This is a genomic window from Streptomyces sp. NBC_01224, assembly GCF_036002945.1.
Classification (GTDB): Bacteria; Actinomycetota; Actinomycetes; order Streptomycetales; family Streptomycetaceae; genus Streptomyces.
In genome coordinates this window covers 4,974,342-4,994,980 of the sequence record NZ_CP108529.1, presented here as the reverse complement: position 1 = coordinate 4,994,980, position 20,639 = coordinate 4,974,342, and the positions used below count along the sequence as shown (strand labels likewise).

The following is a 20,639-nucleotide window of genomic DNA, read 5'->3' as shown; positions in this document are numbered from 1 at the left end:
CCGTCCTAGATCAGCCCGTGCTCGCTCAAGTACTCCAACTGCGCCAGAACCGAGAGTTCCGCCGCGGGCCACAGGGACCGGTCCACGTCCGCGTACACCTGCGCCACCACCTCCGATGCCGTCCGGTGTCCGGCCTCGACCGCCGTCTCCACCTGGGCCAGCCGGTGCGCGCGGTGTGCGAGGTAGAACTCGACCGCGCCCTGCGCGTCCTCCAGCACCGGGCCGTGCCCCGGCAGCACCGTGTGCACGCCGTCGTCGACTGTCAGCGAACGCAGCCTCCGCAGCGAGTCGAGGTAGTCGCCGAGCCGCCCGTCCGGATGCGCGACGACCGTGGTGCCGCGTCCGAGGATCGTGTCCCCCGTCAGCACCGCCCGGTCGGCGGGCAGATGGAAGGAGAGCGAGTCCGCGGTGTGCCCGGGGGTCGGCACGACGTGCAGCTCCAGGCCCCCGGTGGTGATCACATCGCCCGCGGTCAGGCCCTCGCCGCCGAGGCGCAGCACCGGGTCCAGGGCGCGCACCTCGGTACGGGTCAGCTCGGCAAAGCGCGCCGCGCCCTCCGCATGGTCCGGGTGCCCGTGAGTGAGCAGGGTGAGCGCGATCCGGCGGCCCGCCCGCTCGGCGGTGTCGATGACGGCCCGCAGATGTGTGTCGTCCAGCGGGCCCGGGTCGATGACGACCGCCAGGTCGGAGTCGGGCTCGGCGACGATCCAGGTGTTGGTGCCGTCCAGCGTCATCGCCGAGGCGTTGGGGGCGAGGACGTTGACGGTACGGGCGGTGGCGGGGCCGGACAGCACCCCGCCGCGTGGCTGGCCGGGCAGCGCGGCCGCGTCGCTCATACAGCTTCACCTCCCGCGCCACCTGCACCTGTCGGCCCGCTCGGGATGTGCTTGGTGAACTCGTCGTGTCCCGGCCAGCTCAGCACCAACTCGTCACCCTCCAGCCGCGCCTGTGCCAGTACGGGGGTGAGGTCCTGGGAATCCGCCGCCTTCAGGGCCTCGGCGGCTGTCCCGTACGGTCTGAGCGTCCGCAGCGTCGACACGGTCGGCGGCATCATCAGCAGCTCGCCCCTGTCGTACCCGTCGGCGGCCTCTCCGGGCGCTGTCCACACCGTGCGGTCGGCCTCTGTGGAGGCGTTGCGGGTGCGCTGGCCCTCGGGGAGCACGGCGACGAAGAACCAGGTGTCGTAGCGGCGCGGTTCGAACTCGGGGGTGATCCAGCGCGCCCAGGCACCCAGCAGATCGGAGCGCAGCACCAGACCCCGCCGGTCCAGGAACTCGGCGAAGGAAAGCTCGCGGGCGACCAGTGCCTCGCGGTCGGCCTCCCAGCCGGGGCCGGTGGTGTCGCTGACGACCGTGTCGGCGGTCGGGCCGGCGAGGAGAACACCCGCCTCCTCGTACGTCTCACGGACCGCCGCGCAGACGATGGCCTGCGCCTCGGCCGGTGTATCGACGCCGAGCCGCTCGGCCCAGCTCTCCAGCGCGGGTCCGGCCCAGCCGACGAGCCGGTCGTCATCGCGCGGATCGACCCCGCCACCCGGATAGGCGTACGCCCCGCCGGCAAAGGCCATGGATGCGCGGCGGCGCAGCATGTGGACGGCGGGGCCGCCCTCGGTGTCAGCGGCAGGATCCCGGAGCAGCATCACGGTGGCGGCCCGCTTCGGGGTCGCGGCCGTCAGCTCGCCTGCGGCGAGTGCCCGGATCCGGTCGGGCCATTCCGGTGGGTACCACTGACCATTGGACATGGCCGGAGGCTATCCGGAACCGCGACGATGTTCGAGAGGCACGTTGATCCGTACATGCCCCGTACACATGATCCCGCCCGGTCATCACGACCGGACGGGATCAGGGAATCGACAGCGGACGGCAGCGAGCGCCCGAGGACCACGGCGGGCGTACGGCTCAGGCCCTGAGGACCGCGGTGCACGGCAGCGAGCGACGCCTGCGACCCGCAACAGACGCACGGTTCGGGCCCCGACAGACCACCCGCAGCAGACCTACGGCTCAGGCCCCGACCAGCTCGACCTGGACCTCGACCTCCACCGGCGCGTCCAGCGGCAGCACCGCGACGCCCACCGCGCTGCGCGCATGCACGCCCTTGTCGCCGAGGACCGCCCCCAGCAGCTCACTGGCGCCGTTGATCACGGCCGGCTGCCCGGTGAAGTCGGATGCCGAGGCGACGAAGCCCACGACCTTCACGACTCGTGCGATCCGGTCCAGGTCGCCCGCGACGGACTTCACGGCGGCCAGCGCGTTGAGCGCGCAGGTCTTCGCCAGTTCCTTGGCCTCGTCGGGCGTGACCTCCGCGCCGACCTTGCCGGTGACGGCGAGCTTGCCGTCCACCATCGGGAGCTGGCCGGAGGTGTATACGTACACCCCCGACTGCACGGCCGGCTGGTACGAGGCCAGCGGCGGCACGACGTCCGGCAGCGTCAGCCCGAGCTCGGCGAGCTTCGCCTCGACGGCGCCCGCCACTACGCCTTCTCCCGCTTCAGGTAGGCCACGAGCTGCTCGGGGTTGTTCGGGCCGGGAACGACCTGGACCAGCTCCCAGCCGTCCTCGCCCCAGGTGTCCAGAATCTGCTTGGTCGCGTGCACGAGAAGGGGCACGGTCGCGTATTCCCACTTGGTCATGGCCCGACTGTAATGCCTGGCACGCACAGCCTCGTGCGTAGCCCGCGGCCCGACTGGTTAGGCTCGAATACGTGAGCAGGTTCCAGGTCGTCAGCGGCAAGGGTGGTACCGGTAAGACCACGGTCGCCGCCGCCCTCGCGCTCGCCCTCGCGACCGAGGGCAGGCGGACCCTCCTCGTGGAGGTCGAGGGCAGGCAGGGCATCGCCCAGCTCTTCGAGACGGAGCCCCTTCCGTACGAGGAGCGCAAGATCGCCGTCGCGCCGGGCGGCGGCGAGGTGTACGCCCTCGCGATCGACGCCGAACGCGCCCTTCTCGACTACCTCCAGATGTTCTACAAGCTCGGCAGCGCGGGCCGGGCGCTCAAGAAGCTCGGAGCGATCGACTTCGCCACCACGATCGCGCCCGGTGTACGGGACGTACTGCTGACCGGCAAGGCCTGCGAAGCCGTACGCCGCAAGGACAAGCAGAACCGGTACATCTACGACTACGTGATCATGGACGCCCCGCCCACCGGGCGCATCACCCGCTTCCTCAATGTGAACGACGAGGTGGCGGGGCTGGCCCGGATCGGCCCGATACACAATCAGGCGCAGGCCGTGATGCGGGTGCTGAAGTCCCCGGAAACTGCTGTCCATCTGGTGACGCTGCTCGAGGAGATGCCGGTCCAGGAGACCGCGGACGGCATCGCGGAGCTGCGGGCCGCCGAACTGCCGGTCGGCCGGGTCATCGTGAACATGGTGCGACCGCATCTGCTGGACGAGGACGCGCTGCGCACCGCCGCGGGCGGCCGCCGCAAGGAGATCGCCAAGGCGCTGACCCGGGCGGGCGTGACCGGCTCCGCAGGGCTCGTACGCCCCTTGGTCGAGCAGGCGGCCGAGCATGCCCAGCGGGTCGAGCTGGAGCGCGAGCAGCGCGAGGTGCTCGCGGGCCTGGAGCTGCCGGGGTACGAACTCCCGCTGATCGGCGAGGGCATGGACCCGGCCGGGCTCTACGACCTGGCGACCGAACTCCGCAAGCAGGGCGTGGGCGAAGGGGTGGGACAAGGGGTGGGTACATGACACAGGGCACGGACGCGGACACGGCCACAGACAGAGCCACCGCACCCGCACCCGCGCTGGACACCGACGCACTGCTCGACGACCCCGGCATCCGGATCGTCGTGTGCTGCGGTTCGGGTGGGGTCGGCAAGACCACGACCGCCGCGGCGCTGGGCGTACGGGCGGCCGAGCGCGGCCGTAAGGTCGTCGTCCTCACCATCGACCCTGCGCGCAGGCTCGCCCAGTCCATGGGCATCGACTCGCTGGACAACATCCCGCGCCGGGTGTCGGGCATCGATGGCGAGGGCGCCGGGGAACTGCACGCCATGATGCTCGACATGAAGCGGACCTTCGACGAGATCGTCGAGGCGCACGCGGACGGCGAGCGGGCCCGCGCGATCCTGGAGAACCCCTTCTACCAGTCCCTGTCTGCCGGTTTCGCGGGCACACAGGAGTACATGGCGATGGAGAAGCTCGGGCAGCTGCGCGCGCGCAACGAGTGGGACCTGATCATCGTCGACACCCCGCCGTCGCGCTCCGCGCTGGACTTCCTGGATGCACCGAAGCGGCTCGGTTCATTCCTGGACGGAAAGTTCATCAAGCTGCTGATGGCCCCGGCGAAGATGGGCGGCCGGGCAGGGATGAAGTTCCTCAACGTGGGCATGTCGATGATGACCGGCACCCTCGGCAAGTTGCTCGGCGGTCAGTTCCTGCGCGACGTACAGACCTTCGTGGCGGCGATGGACACCATGTTCGGCGGCTTCCGCACCCGGGCCGACGCCACGTACAAACTGCTGCAGGCGCCCGGTACGGCGTTCCTCGTGGTCGCGACACCGGAGCGTGACGCGCTGCGCGAGGCGGCGTACTTCGTGGAACGGCTGGCCGCGGAGGACATGCCGCTGGCCGGCATGGTGCTCAACCGTGTCCATGGCAGCGACGCCGCCCGGCTCTCTGCCGAGCTCGCACTTGCGGCCGCAGAAAATCTTGACGGGGTCGGCATTGTGGATCAGACGGCCGGGAAGGCTGGACTTCGTGACCCGGCCGACTGGTCGGTCGCCTCTCCCGAAGCCGTTGCCGATCCCGATCCTTCCGAGCACGAGGACCTCGAAGACCGCGAGCCAGATCCCGAACCGGCTCCCGAAGTCGCAGCCAGGACCGAGACCGTGACCGAGGCCGCTTCCGTCGAGCAGCTGACCGCAGGTCTGTTGCGGCTGCACGCGGAACGGATGCAGGTGGTCGCGCGCGAACAGCGCACACGCGACCGCTTCACCGCCCTGCACCCCGAGGTCGCCGTGACCCAAGTGGCCGCGCTGCCCGGTGACGTACATGACCTCGCGGGGCTTCGGGCCATCGGGGACCGGCTCGCGACCGGTTCCACCCCGGCCGGAGCTGCGTAGCCGCCCGTCCGCTCTACCCCACCGCGGCGTACCTCTCGTGCAGTTCGTCGTCGTCCAGCCCGATCGCCACGGGCAGGATGCCCGTGGACTGCTCGTACTCGCTGCGCGCGGTCTCCAGCAGTCGGCGCCAGGACGTGACAGTGGGCCGCCTGCGCAGCAGTGCGCGGCGCTCCCGCTCCGTCATTCCGCCCCATACGCCGAATTCGACGCGATTGTCCAGCGCATCGGCCAGGCACTCGGTCCGCACCGGGCATCCGGTGCACACCGCCTTGGCCCTGTTCTGCGCTGCCCCTTGTACGAACAGTTCATCCGGATCGGTAGTGCGGCAGGCTGCCTGCGCACTCCAGTCGGTTACCCAGCCCATCACGGCGCCGTCCTCTCCCGAATCGAGGCTCCCCCACGGCGGTAGCGGCATATTCACCGCTGCCAGTTGAGGACGTTACGGAAGGCAGCGACAGCACAACACCCCCTTCGGGCCCAATCTTGAATGGCCCGAACGGACTATGCGTATACGGCAGATCACCCAGGGGAGTGAGGCGAGGACATACCTGAACGCCCCGGCGGAATCCCGACAGTTCACCTGGGTCACAACGGACGTTCGGTGACACAGGGGGAGAATTCGGGAGTGCCTGAACTCGTGGCCGGATCGTGCACGAGGGTTGATACGCAACGGGGCTGCTGTGACAGTTGTGAGCAGCTTAGGCCAAGGCATATACGTGTGTCCGGCGAATGAGAACGTAGGCTGCCCCCATGCCAAAGAAGCGCTCGGGCGGGGGTCTCACGACGACCCAGCAGGCCGCCAAGTTCCTCGGTGTCGCCGCACTTTCCGGAGTTGTGCTCGCGGGCATCGCGCTGCCGGCCGCCGGAGCACTGGGTCTCGCCACCAAGGGGACGGTCGAGGGATTCGACGAGATCCCGGCCAATCTCCGTACTCCACCACTGAGCCAGCGCACCACGATCCTGGACAGCAAGGGCGGAATGATCGCCTCCGTCTATTCGCGCGACCGCACAGTGGTCGAGCTGAAGGACATCTCGCCGTACATGCAGAAGGCGATCGTGGCGATCGAGGACGCCCGCTTCTACGAGCACGGGGCGATCGACCTCAAGGGCATCCTGCGCGCGCTGAACCGCAATGTGCAGGAGGGCGGGACCGCGCAGGGCGCCTCGACCCTCACACAGCAGTACGTGAAGAACGTCTTCGTCGAGGAGGCCGGCGACGACCCGGACAAGGTCGCGCAGGCCACTCAGCAGACCATGGGCCGCAAGATCCAGGAGCTGAAGTACGCGATCCAGGTCGAGGAGAAACTCGGCAAGAAGCGCATCCTGACGAACTACCTGAACATCACCTTCTTCGGGCAGCAGGCGTACGGCGTCGAGGCCGCCTCGCAGCGCTACTTCTCCAAGCACGCGAAGGACCTGACGCTGGGGGAGTCCGCGCTGCTGGCCGGCATCGTGCAGTCGCCGAGCCGCTACGACCCGGTCAACGACACCGCCGAGGCGACCAAGCGCCGCAACACCGTGCTCCAGCGCATGGCCGATGTCGGGGACATCTCGCAGGCCGAGGCCGACAAGGCGAAGTCGAACCCGATCAAGCTGAAGGTCAAGAAGCCGCAGAACGGCTGCATCACGGCCGTCAGCGGAGCCGGTTTCTTCTGCGACTACGTACGCCAGGTCTTTCTCTCCGACCCGGTCTTCGGCAAGACCAAGGAGGACCGGGCCAAGATCTGGAACCGGGGCGGTCTGACAGTCCGGACGACGCTCGACCCGCAGTCCCAGGAGTCGGTGCAGAGTTCGATCAAGAGCCACGTCTACAAGTCGGACAAGGTCGCGACGGCCGTGACGCTGGTCCAGCCGGGCACCGGCAAGGTCATGGGAATGGGCCAGTCCAAGCCGTACGGCTTCGGGTCCAACGAGACCCAGTACAACTACTCGGTCAACAAGAGCATGGGCGGCTCGAACTACGGCTTCCCGACCGGTTCGACGTTCAAGCCGTTCCTCGCCGCCGCGGCCATAGAGGGCGGCAAGCCGGCCACGCAGATCTACCCCTCCCCGTACGAGATGGACTACCCGGACACGGTGCAGTCCTGCGGGAAGCCATGGGTCAACGACGGCACCCCGAAGTATCACCTGGAGAACGAGAGCGAGTCCGAGAAGGGGCCGTACCCGCTGAAGGTGGCGATGGAGAAGTCCGTCAACACCTACTTCGTGCAGATGCTCCAGGACATCGGCATGTGTCCGGTCTCGAAGATGACCGACAAGCTGGGCGTGGTGCAGGGCGACGGCACCAAGCTGCCGCAGAACCCGTCCACACTGACCCTCGGTTCCAATGGCCTGTCGCCGCTGACGATGGCCAGTGCCTACGCCGCCTTCGCCAACCGCGGTACGTACTGCACACCGATAGCCATCGAGTCGGTGAAGACGGCGGACGGCACCTCACTGCCCGTACCGAAGACCAGCTGCTCGCAGGCGATGTCGCAGACGACGGCGGACACCATCAACACCCTGCTGCGCGGCGTGGTCGACTCCGGTACGGGCCAGCAGGCCGGCCTCCAGAGCCGCGACAACGCGGGCAAGACCGGTACGACCGACGCCCGTAAGAACGCCTGGTTCGTCGGCTACACGCCGAACATGTCCGGCGCGGTCTGGGTCGGCAGCCCGTCCCAGAGCGTCGAGATGGAGCGCATCACCATCGGCGGCGTGTACCAGGACAAGGTGTACGGCGGACAGGTCCCCGGACCGATCTGGCGTGACGCGATGACGGGCGCCCTCAATGGAGTGCCCGCCCCCGCCTTCAACACCGTCAACATCCCGGACCCGCCGGAGCAGCACGGCGATGACGAGGACCACGGCAGGCCGGGCCCCGGGGGCAAGAAGCCCGGCAAGAAGCCCGGCGGCAAGAATCCGTTCCCCGGCATGAGCATCCCGCCGGGCATGATCGGCGGGAACACCGGCGGCCGCGGCGGTCAGACCAACGGCGCTACGCAGGGTCCCTGACCCGTACGGTTCACGCACATGAAGGTGGGGCGCCCCGGATCGATCCCGATCCGGGGCGCCCCACTTCGTACGTCCCTGTCCGCGCGCCCCGCGACCTCAGCCCGCCAGGAGCTTCTTCACCGCGGCGGCCACCCGGCCGCCGTCCGCGAGCCCCGCGACCTTCGGGTTCACGATCTTCATGACGGCGCCCATCGCCCGCGGCCCCTCGGCCCCGGCGGCCTTCGCCTCCTCGACGGCGGACGCCACGATCGCCCCCAGCTCGTCGTCGCTCAGCTGCTTCGGCAGGTATGCGTCGAGCAGCTCACCCTCCGCCTTCTCGCGCTCGGCCTGCTCGGTCCGGCCGCCCTGGGCGAAGGCCTCGGCCGCCTCGCGGCGCTTCTTCGCCTCCTTGGCGATCACCTTCTGCACCTCGTCGTCGGAGAGCTCGCGCGCCGTCTTGCCGCTGACCTCCTCCTTCGTGATGGCGGTGAGGGTCAGCCGGAGCGTGGACGAGGTCAGCTCGTCACGCGCCTTCATGGCCGTGGTGAGGTCTTCCTTGAGCTTGGACTTGAGCGTGGTCATGTACTGATTGTGGCAGGTACGGGGCGCCCACCGCCCGCCGGTTTTCTCTCCGCCGCACCGTGTCTGCGACGATGGGCGCATGCGCGCACGCTACGGAGTACCCCTGAAAGTCACGGCAGTCGGCGCAGCGGTCGGCGCTGTCGGCCTCGCCTACGCCGCCGGATTCGAGGCCCGCTCGTTCCGCCTGCGACGGGTCACCATCCCCGTACTCCCGTACGGGGCACGACCGTTGCGCGTACTCCAGGTCTCCGACATCCACATGGTGAGCGGCCAGCGCAAGAAGCGCGCCTGGCTGCAGTCGCTGGCCGGCCTGCGCCCGGACTTCGTCGTGAACACCGGCGACAACCTCTCGGACCCCGAGGCCGTACCCGAGCTGCTCGACGCGCTCGGTCCGCTGATGCAGTTCCCGGGTGTGTACGTCTTCGGCTCCAACGACTACTACGGCCCCAAGCTCCGCAACCCTGCCCGCTACCTCTTCGAGAAGGCCCAGGGCAAGCACGGCCTCAACGGGAACGCCCCCGCGGTCGGCGTCGTCCACAACCCGTGGGAGCCGATGCGCGACGCCTTCGACGAGGCGGGCTGGCTGGGCCTGTCCAACACCCGCGGCCGCCTCAAGATCGACGGCCTGGAGATCGCCTTCACCGGCCTGGACGACCCACACATCAAGCGCGACCGCTACGCGGAGGTGGCGGGCGGCCCCGAGACGGGCGCCGACCTCTCCATCGGCGTGGTCCACGCCCCCTACCTGCGCTCCCTGGACGCCTTCACGGCGGAGGGTTACCCCCTGATCCTGGCCGGTCACACCCACGGCGGCCAGCTCTGCATCCCCTTCTACGGTGCCCTGGTCACCAACTGCGATCTGGACACGGACCGGGTCAAGGGCCTCTCCACCCACTCCGTCGAGGACCACCGCGCCTACCTCCACGTCTCCGCAGGCTGCGGCACCAACCGCTACACCCCGGTCCGCTTCGCCTGCCCGCCCGAGGCGACCCTGCTGACCCTGACGCCCCGGGACTGAGCGCCCATGACCCCCTCGCCCTCAGCAGCACATAAACCGGATTTCGTCTGCGGGCGCGGGTGGGCTAAAGTAATCGATGTCGCCGGGATACCGGCGGCGATCGGGGTGTAGCGCAGCTTGGCAGCGCGCTTCGTTCGGGACGAAGAGGTCGTGGGTTCAAATCCCGCCACCCCGACAGCCGTAAGACCAGGTCAGGGGCCTGATCCACTAAGTGGATCAGGCCCCTGAGTGGTTTCTGGAGATCGTTCGGGAGAAGGCCTTGGTCGTGGTCTCCCCGAGGACAGCCTGCGGTCACCTGCGAAGTGGGGCGCTACAAGGCAGCTGTACGTATGCCATCGCGAAGCCACTTGCCGCGTTCGTCAACAGTCGAGTGACAACTCAGAAACCAGCAGGCCAGTGCGCTGCCGGGCTCGGTCATGGCGCGGCCACGGCAAGCCGGGCGTTGCCGTGCCCGCCGAGTTTCAGAAGGCCCACCGCTGCCACCGTGACAGCGGGCTGCCGCCCGAGCAGCAGACACGGCGGTCGCCCGTTCAACGCCGACGGTCGGCGTTGAACGGGCTGGGCCTGCCACACCCTCGGTCGACGCTAAGCCCCGGCCACCCGGGAAGGCTCCGCCGACGGAGCGCGCGCGATCAAGCCGGTCCTGAGACTCCAGGCCCGCTCTCCGAGCAAGGACATCGCGGCAGGCAGCAGCACACCACGTACAACGGTGGCGTCGATGAGGATGGCCAGTGCCATGCCGAGGCCCATCATCTTGTACTCGATGGCGGACAAGGTCATGAAGACCGTGAAGACACCGGTCATGATGAGCGCCGCGCTACTGACGACGCCCGCACTGGCCGCTATGCCTCCGACGACCGCCTCATGCGGCTCCGTGCCCGCGAGCCACCGTTCCCTGATCCGGCTGAGAATGAAGATGTGGTAGTCCATGCTCAGGCCGAACAAGATGATGAACATGAACAGAGGTAGCCAACTCACCACTCCCCCATAGGAGTTGAACCCCAGGAGCGACTCCAGGTTGCCGTCCTGGAAGACCAGGGTCAGCACCCCGTAAGCAGCGCCGATGGACAGCAAATTGAGCAGGATCGAAGCCAGCGGGATGGTCCATGAACGGAACGTCACCGCAAGCAGGAGGAACGCGAGGCCGAGGATGAACGCGAAGACGATCGGGGTCCGGCTGTTCACCTGATTCGCGAAGTCGTGCGGCATGGCGGTCTTGCCCGCGACCGCGTAGTCGACCCCCTGCACCGTGCCGAGAGTCGCGGGGAGAACCTGGTCGCGCAGGGTCGCCAGGGCCCGATTCGCAACGGGATCGGTGACGGCACCCTCCAGCGGCACGCGTACCACCATCGCGTCGCCGGCCGGCACGACCGTGATCGGTTCCCGCAGCGCACCACGGCCGACGGCGGCCTGCTCGTGGAGCCCGTCGATCGCCTCTCGTACCTCGGGGGTGTCGGCCGACGCGCCGTCTGCACGGTCGATGACCACCCGGGCCGCTGTCGCGGCCCCCGGGAACTCCTGCTGCATGGTGGTCGCGGCGTCCACCGCGGTCGAGACACCGGGCGGCAGGCTGGCGGTCACTGCGGCGTCCTGCAACCGGATCCCGAGCGCGGGCAGCGCCATGAGCAGCAGGGCCACGGCTGCCGTAGCGCCGGCCGCCACGGGCCGCCGTACGACCGCTCGTGCCACCCGCCTCCAGAGGCGCGACTCCTTTGCCGCGATCCTGCGCCGGCCGAGCCAAGGGATACGAGCCTTGTCGACCCGGTCGCCGAGTGCGGCGAGCAGCGCGGGCAGGATGGTCACGGAGCTGAGCACCGCGAGGCCGACCACCAGGACGGTGCCTGCGGTCAGGCCCTTGAAGACATCCACACCGGTGAACAGCAGGCCGATCATGCAGACCATCACGGTCAGGCCGGAGGCCACGATGGCATGGCCCGAGGTGCGTGCCGTTATCCGCAGCGACTCCCGCACGTCGTGCCCGGCGGCCCGTTCCTCCCGCACCCGACGTAGGTAGAACAGCGCGTAGTCGATGCCGACAGCCATGCCGATCAGCAACACGATGGCGGAAGCGGCGCTGTTGAACGGTACCCACTGGCTGACGAGTTGCAGCAGACCGAACGCGGCCGCCACGGTGGTCGCCGACAACAACAGTGGGATGCCGGCGGCGATAAGAGAGCCGAAGGCGACGAGCAGGATCAGGAGCGTCAGCGGCAGAGAGGTCGTCTCGGCACGTTTGAGGTCGTCCTTGATTCCGTCGTTGACCGCCTCGGAGAGGCTGTGGTCGCCCGCCTGGGCGAGCTGTACCTGCGGATGGCGCTCCTGCACCCGCTTCACGGCCTTCACCGCAGCCGCGTAGTTGGCCTCGAACTTCCCCTCGCTGCTTGCCACTTCGAAGGTGATCAGACCGGAGCGGCCATCCTGCGACACCCAGCGCTCACCGTGCGCCACCAGTGGGGAACCGACATCGCGCACCGTGCCCGGTGTCCGGCGCAGCTCGGCCACCAAATCCCCTGCGGCCTCGCGTAGTTCGGGGTCGTCCGCGAACCGGCGGTCGCCGCTGGCGCCACGCGACCGGATCAGCACGTTCTCCCGGATGGAGTCGCCGCTGCCCTGCGCCTGCACCATCTGCTGGGCGCGACCCGCCTCTCCGGGATCGACTGAGCGGGCACCGTCCCCCGTCGCAAGTGCGCTGGACAGTACGGCGACCACGACGAGTGCGAGCCACCCGGTGATCGCCAGGGCGCGGTGCCGGGTGGACCAGCCCGCGACAGCAGCTATCACGCCGGAACGGTCGGGCCCGGCCGTTTCGGAGCGGGGCGGTAAGCCCCCTGCGCCCGTATCGGGGACGCCGGGCGGGCGGGGGACGGACTTGCTCTTGGGCAGCATGAGCTGCTCTCCTCTTCATTGGTGGGGTGTTCCTGCGCAAACTCGCCTGCGGCGAGGTGGTTCGTCTCCCCATGCCTGGGCCGTCGAGTTGCCGCTCGACGGCCCAGGGCTCTTTCAGAGCCCCCGCGCGGGGTTACTCGACGTCCTTGAGGACCCGCTCGATCGAGTCCGTGCGGCCCTGCAGTTCCGAGACCTGGCCACCGATCTCGGCCAGCTTTCGCTCGATGTTCTGCTGCCCGGCGACAGCGGCTTCGGCGAGCTTCTTGTACTCGCTCTCGCGCGCCATCTGAGCCTTGGCCCGCCAACTGATGGCGCCCTGCCAGATGATCGTGACAACCACGGCGATGAGCAGGACGAAGATGCCGACGGTTCCGATGACTTCCTGCCACTCGTGATCGTTCATCGCTGTGATCCCCTCTCGATGGTCAGCGTCTCTACGGCGCTCTCGATGCACTCCGGTGTCAGGTGGACCGAGAAAGGGCTCACCTCGTAGAACTTCATTGCCTTTCCGTCCTCCGACAGCTCCAGCTGAGAGGAGACCAGACCGGCCGCCTCCAGCTTCTTCAGATGGACCTGGAGCAGCGCCCTGCTGATGTCCAGCTCGCGCGCCAGTTGGCTCACGTAGTTCCGTCCCCCCGCGAGGGCGGCGACGACCCGCAGCCTGTGCGGGTTGGACAGGGTGGCCAGCACCCGCACCAGGTCGTCGCCCGTCGGCGTGGGGTCTCTCATGTCAACATCCAGCACATGCCAAAAAATATTAGCAGGTGCCTTCGCGTCTGGGCATGCCCCGAAGGTGCGCCGCCACAAGCCGACGCTCACTCCGGGAACGCCGCCAGTCCCTGACCCGACCAGGACCCGCAACGTCCCCGGTGATCCGTACCGGAACCCGATCCTCGCGGCTACCGAGCGTGCCCCCGGCGGCGAACCCTGTCGGATGCGTGCGGAGCCCGTACCGAGGAGCGCTCACTGGGAGCACCGAAACCGGCACGTCTGCTCCAGCCGGTGCAACAACACACTCAAGCGCCGTACGGCGGCACCCGTCGGTGCTTGTCGGCGTACCGGAACGTCAACGTGGATTCGTCTGTACCTCGCGGCGGATGGGTTCAACGGTCTCTCTCTCGTCACCACCCGGTCCACAGCAGGTGGTTGACGAGCAGGGCGACGACGGCCTGGGCGGTCAGCCAGCCGCGCCGGGTGCCGGTGGGCAGAAGGGCGGCGGCGGGCAGCAGCCAGAGGATGAAGGGCTGCCAGATGCGTTCCGTCTCCGCCTTGCTCATCCCGGACAGGTCGGCGGCCAGGAGCGCCAGGAGCGCCATCAGGGAGAGCAGAATCAGCCGTTGGGGTGCACAGGTGGTGCCGGTGCGCAGGGCACGTACGGCACCGGGGGCGCCGGCCGCGACGCGGCGGAGCCCGGCCACCGTGGCGAGGCCCGCGGCGATCGTGGTGCAGGCGAGATTCGCCCAGACCCAGTAGGAGTACGGGCGCAGGCCACCCGCGCCCTGGTAGTAGCGCTCGACCAGCAGCCGGTAGCCCTCCCACCAGTCGTAGCCTGCCAGGGTGAAGAGGACCGGGACGACCAGCGCCCCGGTGAGGAAGAGGGGGACGGGGCGGGCGGTACGGGCGAGGACGAGGACGGCCAGCAGCAGGAACGCGATCAGCGTCAGACCGTAACTGAGGTAGCAGGTCAGCCCGAACAGCAGACCGGAGGCGAATGCGGCGGCGCGGGGGAGGCGGACCGTGTGGGTCGCGGCCAGGGCGAGGAGGGCCACGGACCAGGCGGCGACGGCGGCGAAGTAGGCGTCCGCCGAGGTGCCGGTCCACACCGCGACCGGCGCGAGGACCAGGAACGGGGCGGCGCGGCGTGCGAGGTGCTCGTCGGCCAGGGCACGGAGCGCGACCAGAGCGGCCGGGACGGCGGAGCTGCCCACCACGATGCACCAGACCCCGGCCCAGGCGCCGCCGCCGAGCCCGATGCGGTCGAGCAGGACGAAAGTGAGCGTGGCGCCCGGTGGGTGCCCGGCGACATGGGTGGGCCAGTTGTCCGGGGAGCCGAGCAGGATGTGGCCGTTGAAGCCGCGCAGGGCCGCACCGATGTCCTGGAAACGGTCGATGACCTGCAGATATTCATGCTTGGTGGTGAGTCGTTCGGCGATGCCCCGGCCCCAGCCGTCGATCAGCGCCAGCGAGAAGACCCAGGCGAGCGACGCCGCCCAGGCGACAGGGAGCAGCGCCCGTCGGCGGATACGGTCGGCCAGCGGCGGCCCGTACGCGACGACGGCGGCTGCCACGACGACGGCGGCCGGGGTGCCGGGGCCGGTGTGCGGGTACCAGGACGCCAGCAGGGGAGGCCAGTGGACGTAGAGGCTTCCGTCGGCGTCCTGGATCGACCTGCCGACGAGCACGGCGGCGGTGACGAGCAGAACGCCCGCGGCGGCGGCGATCAGGTCGAGGCGGCGGCCGGCGCGGTGCCCGGTGTTGTCCGTGGTGGGATGTGCTGTGCGGTCCTCGGTCTTCACGCAGGCACGCTATGCACAGCAGGGCGGTTACGCGTGATGCCACAGGATCGTGTCACCGAACCGTCAGATCTTGCTCCGGCTGCCCGCTCCGGGGTGTGACGTCAGAGATTCGTCAGGAGTCGCACGCCCTGCGGTCAGGCGTCCCGGGCATAGCTTCGGGACATGGGTGACAGACGTTTCGGAAAAGGCTCCCCCTCCTCACTTCCGGGCTCGGCATCGGTTCGTGGCCCGGCCTTCATCGGGCGGCTTCCGTCCGCGCCCGGGTTCTGGCGTAGCCCGGTGCGCGGCGTCAGGTTCACGGCCGTGCTCGGGCTGGTCCTGCTCGCCGGGATCACTCTGCTGTTCGTAACCGGCTTGCTGTCCTACGCCGCGTACAACCCGGACCTCGCACGGATCAACGACAAGACACCCGGCAAGGGACTGCTGGGCTTCTACCTCTTCGCCTGGCCGACCGGCCCGCACTGGCTGTACCGACTGACACAGGGACTGCATGTCACGGTGGGCATCGCCCTCGTGCCCGTGCTGCTGGCGAAGCTGTGGTCGGTGATCCCGAAGCTCTTCGCGCTGCCGCCGGCCCGGTCGGCGGGGCATGCGCTGGAGCGGTTGTCGCTGCTGCTGCTCGTCGGCGGGGCACTGTTCGAGTTCATCACCGGACTGCTCAACATCCAGCTGGAGTACGTGTTCCCGGGGTCGTTCTATCCGCTGCACTTCTACGGGGCGTGGGTGTTCTTCGCCGCGTTCCTCGCCCACACCGGGCTGAAGCTGCCGCGGGCCGTCCGGGTGCTGCGGGGCGGCCGGCTGGAGGGCTCCGCGCCGGGCGAGGCGGATGAACTGGCCTCGCCCGCCCCCGCCGCGCCGACCATCTCTCGACGCGGCGCGCTCGCCATGGCGGGCGGTGGGTCGCTGCTGCTGCTGATCACGTCGGCTGGCCGGAGCTTCGACGGGCCCCTGCGGCAGGTCGCCCTCCTCACCCCGCACGGCGCGGCCGAACCAGGCCCGGGGCCGAACGGCTTCCAGATCAACAAGACGGCCGCGGCCGTCGGAGTGACGGCGGCCGATACGGGGAGGGACTGGCGGCTCACCGTCAGCGGGCCCGCCGGGGAGATCCGGCTCGGCCGGGAACAGCTGCTGGCCATGGAGCAGTACAGCGCGGCGCTGCCGATCGCGTGTGTGGAGGGCTGGGCGACGTCGGACCAGTGGTGGCGCGGGGTACGGCTGAGGGATCTGGCGGCACTCGCGGGGTATCCGGACCGGCCGCCGGGGGTGCTGGTGGAATCCGTCCAGCGCCGCGGGGCATTCCGCGAAGTGGCGCTCCGCGACAACCAGGTGCGCGACCCGCGCTCGCTGCTGGCGTTGCAGGTCAACGGCGAGGACCTCTCGCTCGATCACGGATATCCGGCACGGATCATCGTCCCGGCGGCCCCCGGCGTGCTCAACACCAAATGGGTGGCCCGGCTGACGTTCGAGGCACTGTGAGCGGGAAGGCGGGGAACCGGGTGGATCCTCGAGTGGTTCTCAGGCGTTGGTACGGGGAAGGTCCGCTGCATCTCCTCCTGCTGGCCGCGACGTTCGCCCTCGCGGGCTATGCGGGCGTGCGGCTGCTGGCGGGCGACACGTTCGCGATCGTGGTGTGGTTCATCGGCTCCGCACTCCTGCACGATCTGGTGCTGCTGCCGCTGTACGCGTCGGCGGACCTGGTCCTGCGCCGGGCGCTCGGGCCCCGTACCGGTCTGGTCAACTACGTGCGCGTACCGGCCTTCCTCTCCGGCCTGCTCCTGCTGATGTGGTGGCCGCTGATCACCCGGCACGCGGTGCGGTACGAGCCCTACAGCGGGCTGTCCCTCGACGTGTTCCTGGGGAACTGGCTGCTGATCACGGGGTTGCTGTTCGGGGGCTCGGCGCTCCTGCTCGTCATCCGTACCGCCCGGTTGCGGCGCAGGGACACGAAGGGGCGGCCGTCCGCCTCCCACTGATCGGCGGGCTGCCATCTGCACGCCTGCGCGTACCGCAGCAGGGCCGGTGTGCCGAGCCGGGCCCAGGGGAACAGCGAGGCGGCCGCGGGGCCGGAGGCGCCGGTGTCGGCGGCCGCTGTGCCGCGGCCGTCGTCCAGCCGGACCTGGAGTCTCTCGTCGATGTCCTGTGGTGTCGTCTCGGCGATGAGCAGACCGCCCGGGGCGAGCAGGTTTGCCGTGCGGCGCAGGAGGAGGGGTGGGTTCCCGCCGATGCCGATGTTGCCGTCGAGGAGCAGGGCGGTGCCCCAGCGGCCCTCGCCCGGCAGCGGGTCGAAGACGGAGCGGTGCAGCGCCGCTCCGCCGAGTCGAAGGGTGTGGGCGACGGCGGTCTCGCTGATGTCGATGCCGAGTGCGCGATGGCCGCGGACGGCGAGCTCGGCGACCAGCCGGCCGGGCCCGCAGCCGATGTCCAGAACGGGGCCTTCGCAACGGCCCAGTGCCGACAGGTCGGCGGCATCGGCGTTCGCGCACCAGCGTTCGACGTCCAGGGGCAACAGCCGGCCGTCGGTACGGCGGAGGAAGAGCGGTCCGTGACCGTTACGCAGCGCGTCGGCGTACGGATCGGTGCCCCAGGACGTGGTGCCACGGTCGGGGGACGGGGGTGACGTGACCAGCCTGCTGCGGTGAGGGACCGGGTTCATTGGGTCTCCGCCGGGGTCAGCAGGGCGAGCGTCGCGGCGAACCGGCCGTGCGGCGCCGCGGCGGCGACGGCGGCGGCGTCCTGTGCGGTGTCCACATCGCGCAACTGCGGAAGGTCGCGCACGGTCAGCCCGGCGTCGACCAGGCGTCGGCGCTGGACCGCGCCGGTCTCGGGCACGGACATGGGGACGCCGAGCAGGAGTTCCGGGGCGGGGACGGCCAGGCCCAGAGCCCAGAAGCCGCCGTCGTCGGCCGGTCCGAACCAGGCGTCGCAGCCGTCCCAGGCGGCGGGACGAAGCGCGGCGGCCAGATGGGCGGCGGTGATCTGAGGGGTGTCCATGCCGATGAGGAGTGTCGGGCCGGTACAGCAGGCGAAGGCCGCGGCAAGCCGTTCGTCGAGGCGGCCGGTGCCCTGCGGCAGCACCTCGATGCCGGGCGGCAGCCACGGGCCCGGCCGTCCTTCGAGAACGACGGCGCGGCGCCGGGCGGGCAGGGTGCACACGGTCCGCAGGGTGTCACCGAGCGCCGCCTCGGCAAGCCGGGCGGCCTGGGCGGGTGTGAACGGCGGTGTGAGCCGCGTCTTGACCCGACCCTGCAGCGGTTCCTTGGCGATGACCAGCACGGTCGTCGGGCCGGACAAGCCCTCGGCCGCACCGGGGCCGGCTGGAGCGCTCACCGGGGCACCCCCGGGCGCACGGTCCCCGGAGCCGTCCCGGCCGGTGGCTGAAGCAGCACCGCTCGCATGTCGCGCACCGCCTGCCAGGTCCCCCGCCAGGTGCCGGTGACCTTCGACTTTCCGCTGCGGGGGAGATACGGAACATCGGTCTCCGTGACCCGCAGCCCGGCGTCCGCCGCGCGGACCACCATCTGCAACGGATAGCCGCTGCGCCGGTCGGTGAGGCCGAGTGCGAGCAGTTCGGCCCGGCGCCCGGCCCGCATCGGGCCGAGGTCGTGCAGCCGCAAGCCGGTGCGGCGGCGCAGCATCCGGGCCAGCGCGAAATTGCCGGCCCGGGCGTGCAGCGGCCAGGCACCGCGGCCCTCGGGGCAGCGGCGGCCGAGCAGCAGGTCGGTCTCGCCGTCGGCGATCCGGCGTACGAAGGCGGGGAGCAGGCCGGGGTCGAGGGAGCCGTCGCAGTCACAGAAGCAGACGAACTCCGCCGCGGCGGCGAGCAGTCCGGCATGGCAGGCGGCGCCGAAGCCGCGCCGCGGCTCGTGCACGACAGTCGCACCGAGCGAGCGGGCCAGTTCGGCCGAGCCGTCGGTGGAGCCGTTGTCGACGACGATCGCGCGCCAGCCGTCCGGGACGGCGGTCAGCACCCGCGGCAGGGCCGCGGCTTCGTCCAGACAGGGCAGGACGACGTCGGCACTCGGCGCAGGGATATGGGCGGACGGAGGGCCGGCCAGGGGGGAATCGGTCACGCCGCTCACCCTACGGAGCGGAAACCGACATTTCGGGCTCCATTTTCTTACGAAAAATGGATGTCGGCCCAGTAGCAGCGGACGGGTGCCGCGCGTGCATGCCTGGGTGGTGAAGTGGAGAACATCCCGGACTATTCAGGCCCAGGTGCTCACTCCTGTCCCGGTACCGAACGCGGCCACGTCCTCGTCGTCGACGACGATCCGACGGTCGCCGAGGGCGTCGTCAGCTACCTGGACCGGGCGGGGTACGACGTCGAGCGGGCGGGCGACGGTCCGACGGCGCTGGAGTGCTTCGCCGGACGCCGGCCGGACCTGCTCGTCCTCGATCAGATGCAAATGCCGCCCGGCACGGACGGGTTCGAGGTCCGCCGCCGGATGCGGGCTCATGGTTCCGTGCCGGTTCCGATGTTTGGGCGCATTCCTCGCAACGGGGCCGTCGCAAACTCCGCCATTCCCTTCGCGAACCCTTCTTGCGGTTTCCAGCCCAGCTCGTCCCGCAGTCGTCGTGAGTCCGCGGTGACATGGCGTACATCACCGAGCCGGTATTCGCCGGTGACCTTCGGAGCAGGGCCACCATGTGCCGAAGCCAGTGCCGAGGCCATCTCGCCGATGGTGCGGGGATCCCCACTCCCCGTGTTGTAAACAGCAAAACTGCCCGGCCCGTGTCCTTTGACGGCTTCCAGTGCCAATAGGTTCGCGGCCGCCACATCCCGTACATGGACAAAATCCCTCCGCTGGCAGCCGTCCTCAAAGACCTGGGGGGCCTCTCCACGGGCCAGCGCCGAGCGAAAGAAAGAGGCGACACCGGCGTACGGTGTGTCGCGCGGCATCCCCGGCCCGTACACGTTGTGGTAGCGCAGCGACACCGCGGACCCGCCCGTCGCGCGCGCCCAGGCCGCGGTGAGATGTTCCTGGGCGAGCTTGGTGGCCGCGTACACATTGCGCGGGTCCGTGGGCGCGTCCTCGGTGACCAGGCCAGGCGCCAACTCCGCTCCACAGCAGGGACAGTGCGGCTCGAACCGGCCCGCTTCCAGGTCAGCCGCCGCCCTCGGTCCCGGCCGGACCGTGCCGTGGCGAGGACAGTCGTAGCGTCCTTCGCCGTAGACCACCATCGAACCGGCCAGGACCAGGCTTCGCACACCCGCCTCGGCCATCGCCGCAAGCAGCACCGCTGTCCCGAGATCATTACACCCGACGTACTCGGGCGCGTCCGCGAAGTCATTGCCCAAGCCGACCATCGCTGCCTGATGACACACGGCGTCGATGCCCCGCAGGGCCCTGTCCACCGCCTCCCGATCGCGGACGTCCGCGACGATTCGCTCGGCGTCGCAATCTGCGGGGGCTACGGCCGCGCCGTGTACCGAAGACAGCAGCGCGTCGAACACGACTGCCTGATGCCCGGCCGATGTGAGGGTATGGACGATCTCCGACCCGATAAATCCGGCTCCACCGGTAACCAGTACGCGCATGGCGCCCACGCTAGGCCGCCGGCGAATCACATGGCCGGATCCGGCGCGGCACGTCACGGGAT

The 20,639-nt window shown here is 69.7% G+C and carries 19 protein-coding genes, 1 tRNA gene and 1 pseudogene; 7 read left to right on the top strand and 14 right to left on the bottom strand.

Annotated features, from left to right (window positions below; translation table 11 throughout):
- Positions 1 to 5: 5 nt before the first annotated feature.
- The 4 genes from OG609_RS22330 to OG609_RS22315 form a co-directional block, all read right to left on the bottom strand.
- The gene (locus tag OG609_RS22330; RefSeq protein ID WP_327274435.1) at positions 6 to 836 is read right to left on the bottom strand and encodes an MBL fold metallo-hydrolase; all 831 of its coding nucleotides are present in this window, start codon (positions 834 to 836) and stop codon (positions 6 to 8) included.
- Positions 833 to 1,741, bottom strand: coding sequence for an NUDIX hydrolase (locus OG609_RS22325; protein WP_327274434.1), 909 nt, complete (start codon positions 1,739 to 1,741; stop codon positions 833 to 835). Before OG609_RS22325 ends, OG609_RS22330 begins: the two co-directional genes overlap by 4 nt.
- A 259-nt stretch (positions 1,742 to 2,000) precedes the next feature.
- Positions 2,001 to 2,471, bottom strand: a complete 471-nt coding sequence (locus OG609_RS22320) for a RidA family protein (RefSeq protein WP_114245273.1) — start codon at positions 2,469 to 2,471, stop codon at positions 2,001 to 2,003.
- Complete coding sequence (locus OG609_RS22315) at positions 2,471 to 2,629, bottom strand: DUF4177 domain-containing protein (protein ID WP_003967454.1); 159 nt, start codon at positions 2,627 to 2,629, stop codon at positions 2,471 to 2,473. Before OG609_RS22315 ends, OG609_RS22320 begins: the two co-directional genes overlap by 1 nt.
- 71 nt (positions 2,630 to 2,700) lie before the next feature.
- Here OG609_RS22315 and OG609_RS22310 point away from each other — a divergent pair, with 71 nt between their 5' ends.
- Positions 2,701 to 3,687 carry an ArsA family ATPase gene (locus tag OG609_RS22310; protein ID WP_327274433.1) on the top strand — a complete coding sequence of 329 codons (987 nt, stop codon included), beginning with the start codon at positions 2,701 to 2,703 and terminating at the stop codon, positions 3,685 to 3,687.
- Positions 3,684 to 5,063: an ArsA family ATPase gene (locus tag OG609_RS22305; RefSeq protein ID WP_327274432.1), complete on the top strand. Its 1,380-nt coding sequence runs from the start codon at positions 3,684 to 3,686 to the stop codon at positions 5,061 to 5,063. Before OG609_RS22310 ends, OG609_RS22305 begins: the two co-directional genes overlap by 4 nt.
- Before the next feature lie 13 nt (positions 5,064 to 5,076).
- Here the strand turns inward: OG609_RS22305 and OG609_RS22300 are convergent, their stop codons facing one another.
- Positions 5,077 to 5,427, bottom strand: a complete 351-nt coding sequence (locus tag OG609_RS22300) for a WhiB family transcriptional regulator (protein ID WP_176740522.1) — start codon at positions 5,425 to 5,427, stop codon at positions 5,077 to 5,079.
- A gap of 386 nt (positions 5,428 to 5,813) precedes the next feature.
- Here OG609_RS22300 and OG609_RS22295 point away from each other — a divergent pair, with 386 nt between their 5' ends.
- Entirely contained in the window at positions 5,814 to 8,057 is a 2,244-nt protein-coding gene (locus OG609_RS22295) for a transglycosylase domain-containing protein (RefSeq protein WP_327274431.1), read from the top strand.
- A gap of 96 nt (positions 8,058 to 8,153) precedes the next feature.
- On the opposite strand, the gene OG609_RS22290 is transcribed toward OG609_RS22295, so the two are convergent.
- The gene (locus tag OG609_RS22290; protein WP_327274430.1) at positions 8,154 to 8,618 is read right to left on the bottom strand and encodes a GatB/YqeY domain-containing protein; all 465 of its coding nucleotides are present in this window, start codon (positions 8,616 to 8,618) and stop codon (positions 8,154 to 8,156) included.
- Between the two features lie 79 nt (positions 8,619 to 8,697).
- On the opposite strand from OG609_RS22290, the gene OG609_RS22285 reads away from it, so the two are divergent.
- Together OG609_RS22285 and OG609_RS22280 are read left to right on the top strand one after the other, a co-directional pair.
- A complete protein-coding gene (locus OG609_RS22285; RefSeq protein WP_327274429.1) occupies positions 8,698 to 9,636 on the top strand; it encodes a metallophosphoesterase in 939 nt (312 codons plus the stop codon).
- A gap of 101 nt (positions 9,637 to 9,737) precedes the next feature.
- Positions 9,738 to 9,811 (top strand) — tRNA-Pro (locus OG609_RS22280).
- A 410-nt stretch (positions 9,812 to 10,221) separates the two neighbouring features.
- Here the strand turns inward: OG609_RS22280 and OG609_RS22275 are convergent.
- The 4 genes from OG609_RS22275 to OG609_RS22260 all read right to left on the bottom strand — a co-directional run bounded on the left by OG609_RS22275 (position 10,222) and on the right by OG609_RS22260 (position 15,038).
- Positions 10,222 to 12,522, bottom strand: coding sequence for an MMPL family transporter (locus OG609_RS22275; RefSeq protein ID WP_327274428.1), 2,301 nt, complete (start codon positions 12,520 to 12,522; stop codon positions 10,222 to 10,224).
- Positions 12,523 to 12,655: 133 nt separating this feature from the next.
- A complete protein-coding gene (locus OG609_RS22270; protein WP_327274427.1) occupies positions 12,656 to 12,925 on the bottom strand; it encodes a hypothetical protein in 270 nt (89 codons plus the stop codon).
- The gene (locus tag OG609_RS22265; RefSeq protein ID WP_327274426.1) at positions 12,922 to 13,251 is read right to left on the bottom strand and encodes an ArsR/SmtB family transcription factor; all 330 of its coding nucleotides are present in this window, start codon (positions 13,249 to 13,251) and stop codon (positions 12,922 to 12,924) included. The genes OG609_RS22270 and OG609_RS22265 overlap by 4 nt, the downstream gene beginning before the upstream one ends.
- 392 nt (positions 13,252 to 13,643) lie before the next feature.
- A complete protein-coding gene (locus tag OG609_RS22260) occupies positions 13,644 to 15,038 on the bottom strand; it encodes a hypothetical protein (protein ID WP_327274425.1) in 1,395 nt (464 codons plus the stop codon).
- A gap of 162 nt (positions 15,039 to 15,200) precedes the next feature.
- Between OG609_RS22260 and OG609_RS22255 the strand changes: the two genes are divergently transcribed.
- The gene (locus OG609_RS22255) at positions 15,201 to 16,514 is read left to right on the top strand and encodes a molybdopterin-dependent oxidoreductase (RefSeq protein ID WP_327274424.1); all 1,314 of its coding nucleotides are present in this window, start codon (positions 15,201 to 15,203) and stop codon (positions 16,512 to 16,514) included.
- A 349-nt stretch (positions 16,515 to 16,863) separates the two neighbouring features.
- Here the strand turns inward: OG609_RS22255 and OG609_RS22250 are convergent, their stop codons facing one another.
- The 3 genes from OG609_RS22250 to OG609_RS22240 are packed head-to-tail and all read right to left on the bottom strand — an operon-like array spanning position 16,864 to position 19,117.
- Positions 16,864 to 17,691: a class I SAM-dependent methyltransferase gene (locus OG609_RS22250; RefSeq protein WP_327274423.1), complete on the bottom strand. Its 828-nt coding sequence runs from the start codon at positions 17,689 to 17,691 to the stop codon at positions 16,864 to 16,866.
- The gene (locus OG609_RS22245) at positions 17,688 to 18,365 is read right to left on the bottom strand and encodes a TIGR04282 family arsenosugar biosynthesis glycosyltransferase (protein ID WP_327274422.1); all 678 of its coding nucleotides are present in this window, start codon (positions 18,363 to 18,365) and stop codon (positions 17,688 to 17,690) included. The genes OG609_RS22250 and OG609_RS22245 overlap by 4 nt, the downstream gene beginning before the upstream one ends.
- Positions 18,362 to 19,117, bottom strand: a complete 756-nt coding sequence (locus OG609_RS22240) for a glycosyltransferase family 2 protein (protein ID WP_442817992.1) — start codon at positions 19,115 to 19,117, stop codon at positions 18,362 to 18,364. The genes OG609_RS22245 and OG609_RS22240 overlap by 4 nt, the downstream gene beginning before the upstream one ends.
- 114 nt (positions 19,118 to 19,231) lie before the next feature.
- Between OG609_RS22240 and OG609_RS22235 the strand changes: the two are divergent.
- A pseudogene (locus OG609_RS22235) lies at positions 19,232 to 19,516 on the top strand (response regulator); the annotation flags it as partial.
- Here OG609_RS22235 and OG609_RS22230 read toward each other — a convergent pair.
- Entirely contained in the window at positions 19,492 to 20,577 is a 1,086-nt protein-coding gene (locus OG609_RS22230) for an NAD-dependent epimerase/dehydratase family protein (RefSeq protein WP_327278137.1), read from the bottom strand. The pseudogene OG609_RS22235 and the gene OG609_RS22230 overlap by 25 nt on opposite strands.
- Positions 20,578 to 20,639 lie beyond the last annotated feature (62 nt).

Coding starts and splice junctions, on each gene's coding strand:
- OG609_RS22275 (WP_327274428.1), bottom strand. CDS start 12,522: ATGCTGCCCAAGAGCAAGTCCGTCCCCCGCCCGCCCGGCGTCCCCGAT.
- OG609_RS22330 (WP_327274435.1), bottom strand. CDS start 836: ATGAGCGACGCGGCCGCGCTGCCCGGCCAGCCACGCGGCGGGGTGCTG.
- OG609_RS22300 (WP_176740522.1), bottom strand. CDS start 5,427: ATGGGCTGGGTAACCGACTGGAGTGCGCAGGCAGCCTGCCGCACTACC.
- OG609_RS22295 (WP_327274431.1), top strand. CDS start 5,814: ATGCCAAAGAAGCGCTCGGGCGGGGGTCTCACGACGACCCAGCAGGCC.
- OG609_RS22250 (WP_327274423.1), bottom strand. CDS start 17,691: ATGAACCCGGTCCCTCACCGCAGCAGGCTGGTCACGTCACCCCCGTCC.
- OG609_RS22255 (WP_327274424.1), top strand. CDS start 15,201: ATGGGTGACAGACGTTTCGGAAAAGGCTCCCCCTCCTCACTTCCGGGC.
- OG609_RS22315 (WP_003967454.1), bottom strand. CDS start 2,629: ATGACCAAGTGGGAATACGCGACCGTGCCCCTTCTCGTGCACGCGACC.
- OG609_RS22285 (WP_327274429.1), top strand. CDS start 8,698: ATGCGCGCACGCTACGGAGTACCCCTGAAAGTCACGGCAGTCGGCGCA.
- OG609_RS22230 (WP_327278137.1), bottom strand. CDS start 20,577: ATGCGCGTACTGGTTACCGGTGGAGCCGGATTTATCGGGTCGGAGATC.
- OG609_RS22265 (WP_327274426.1), bottom strand. CDS start 13,251: ATGAGAGACCCCACGCCGACGGGCGACGACCTGGTGCGGGTGCTGGCC.
- OG609_RS22270 (WP_327274427.1), bottom strand. CDS start 12,925: ATGAACGATCACGAGTGGCAGGAAGTCATCGGAACCGTCGGCATCTTC.
- OG609_RS22325 (WP_327274434.1), bottom strand. CDS start 1,741: ATGTCCAATGGTCAGTGGTACCCACCGGAATGGCCCGACCGGATCCGG.
- OG609_RS22305 (WP_327274432.1), top strand. CDS start 3,684: ATGACACAGGGCACGGACGCGGACACGGCCACAGACAGAGCCACCGCA.
- OG609_RS22290 (WP_327274430.1), bottom strand. CDS start 8,618: ATGACCACGCTCAAGTCCAAGCTCAAGGAAGACCTCACCACGGCCATG.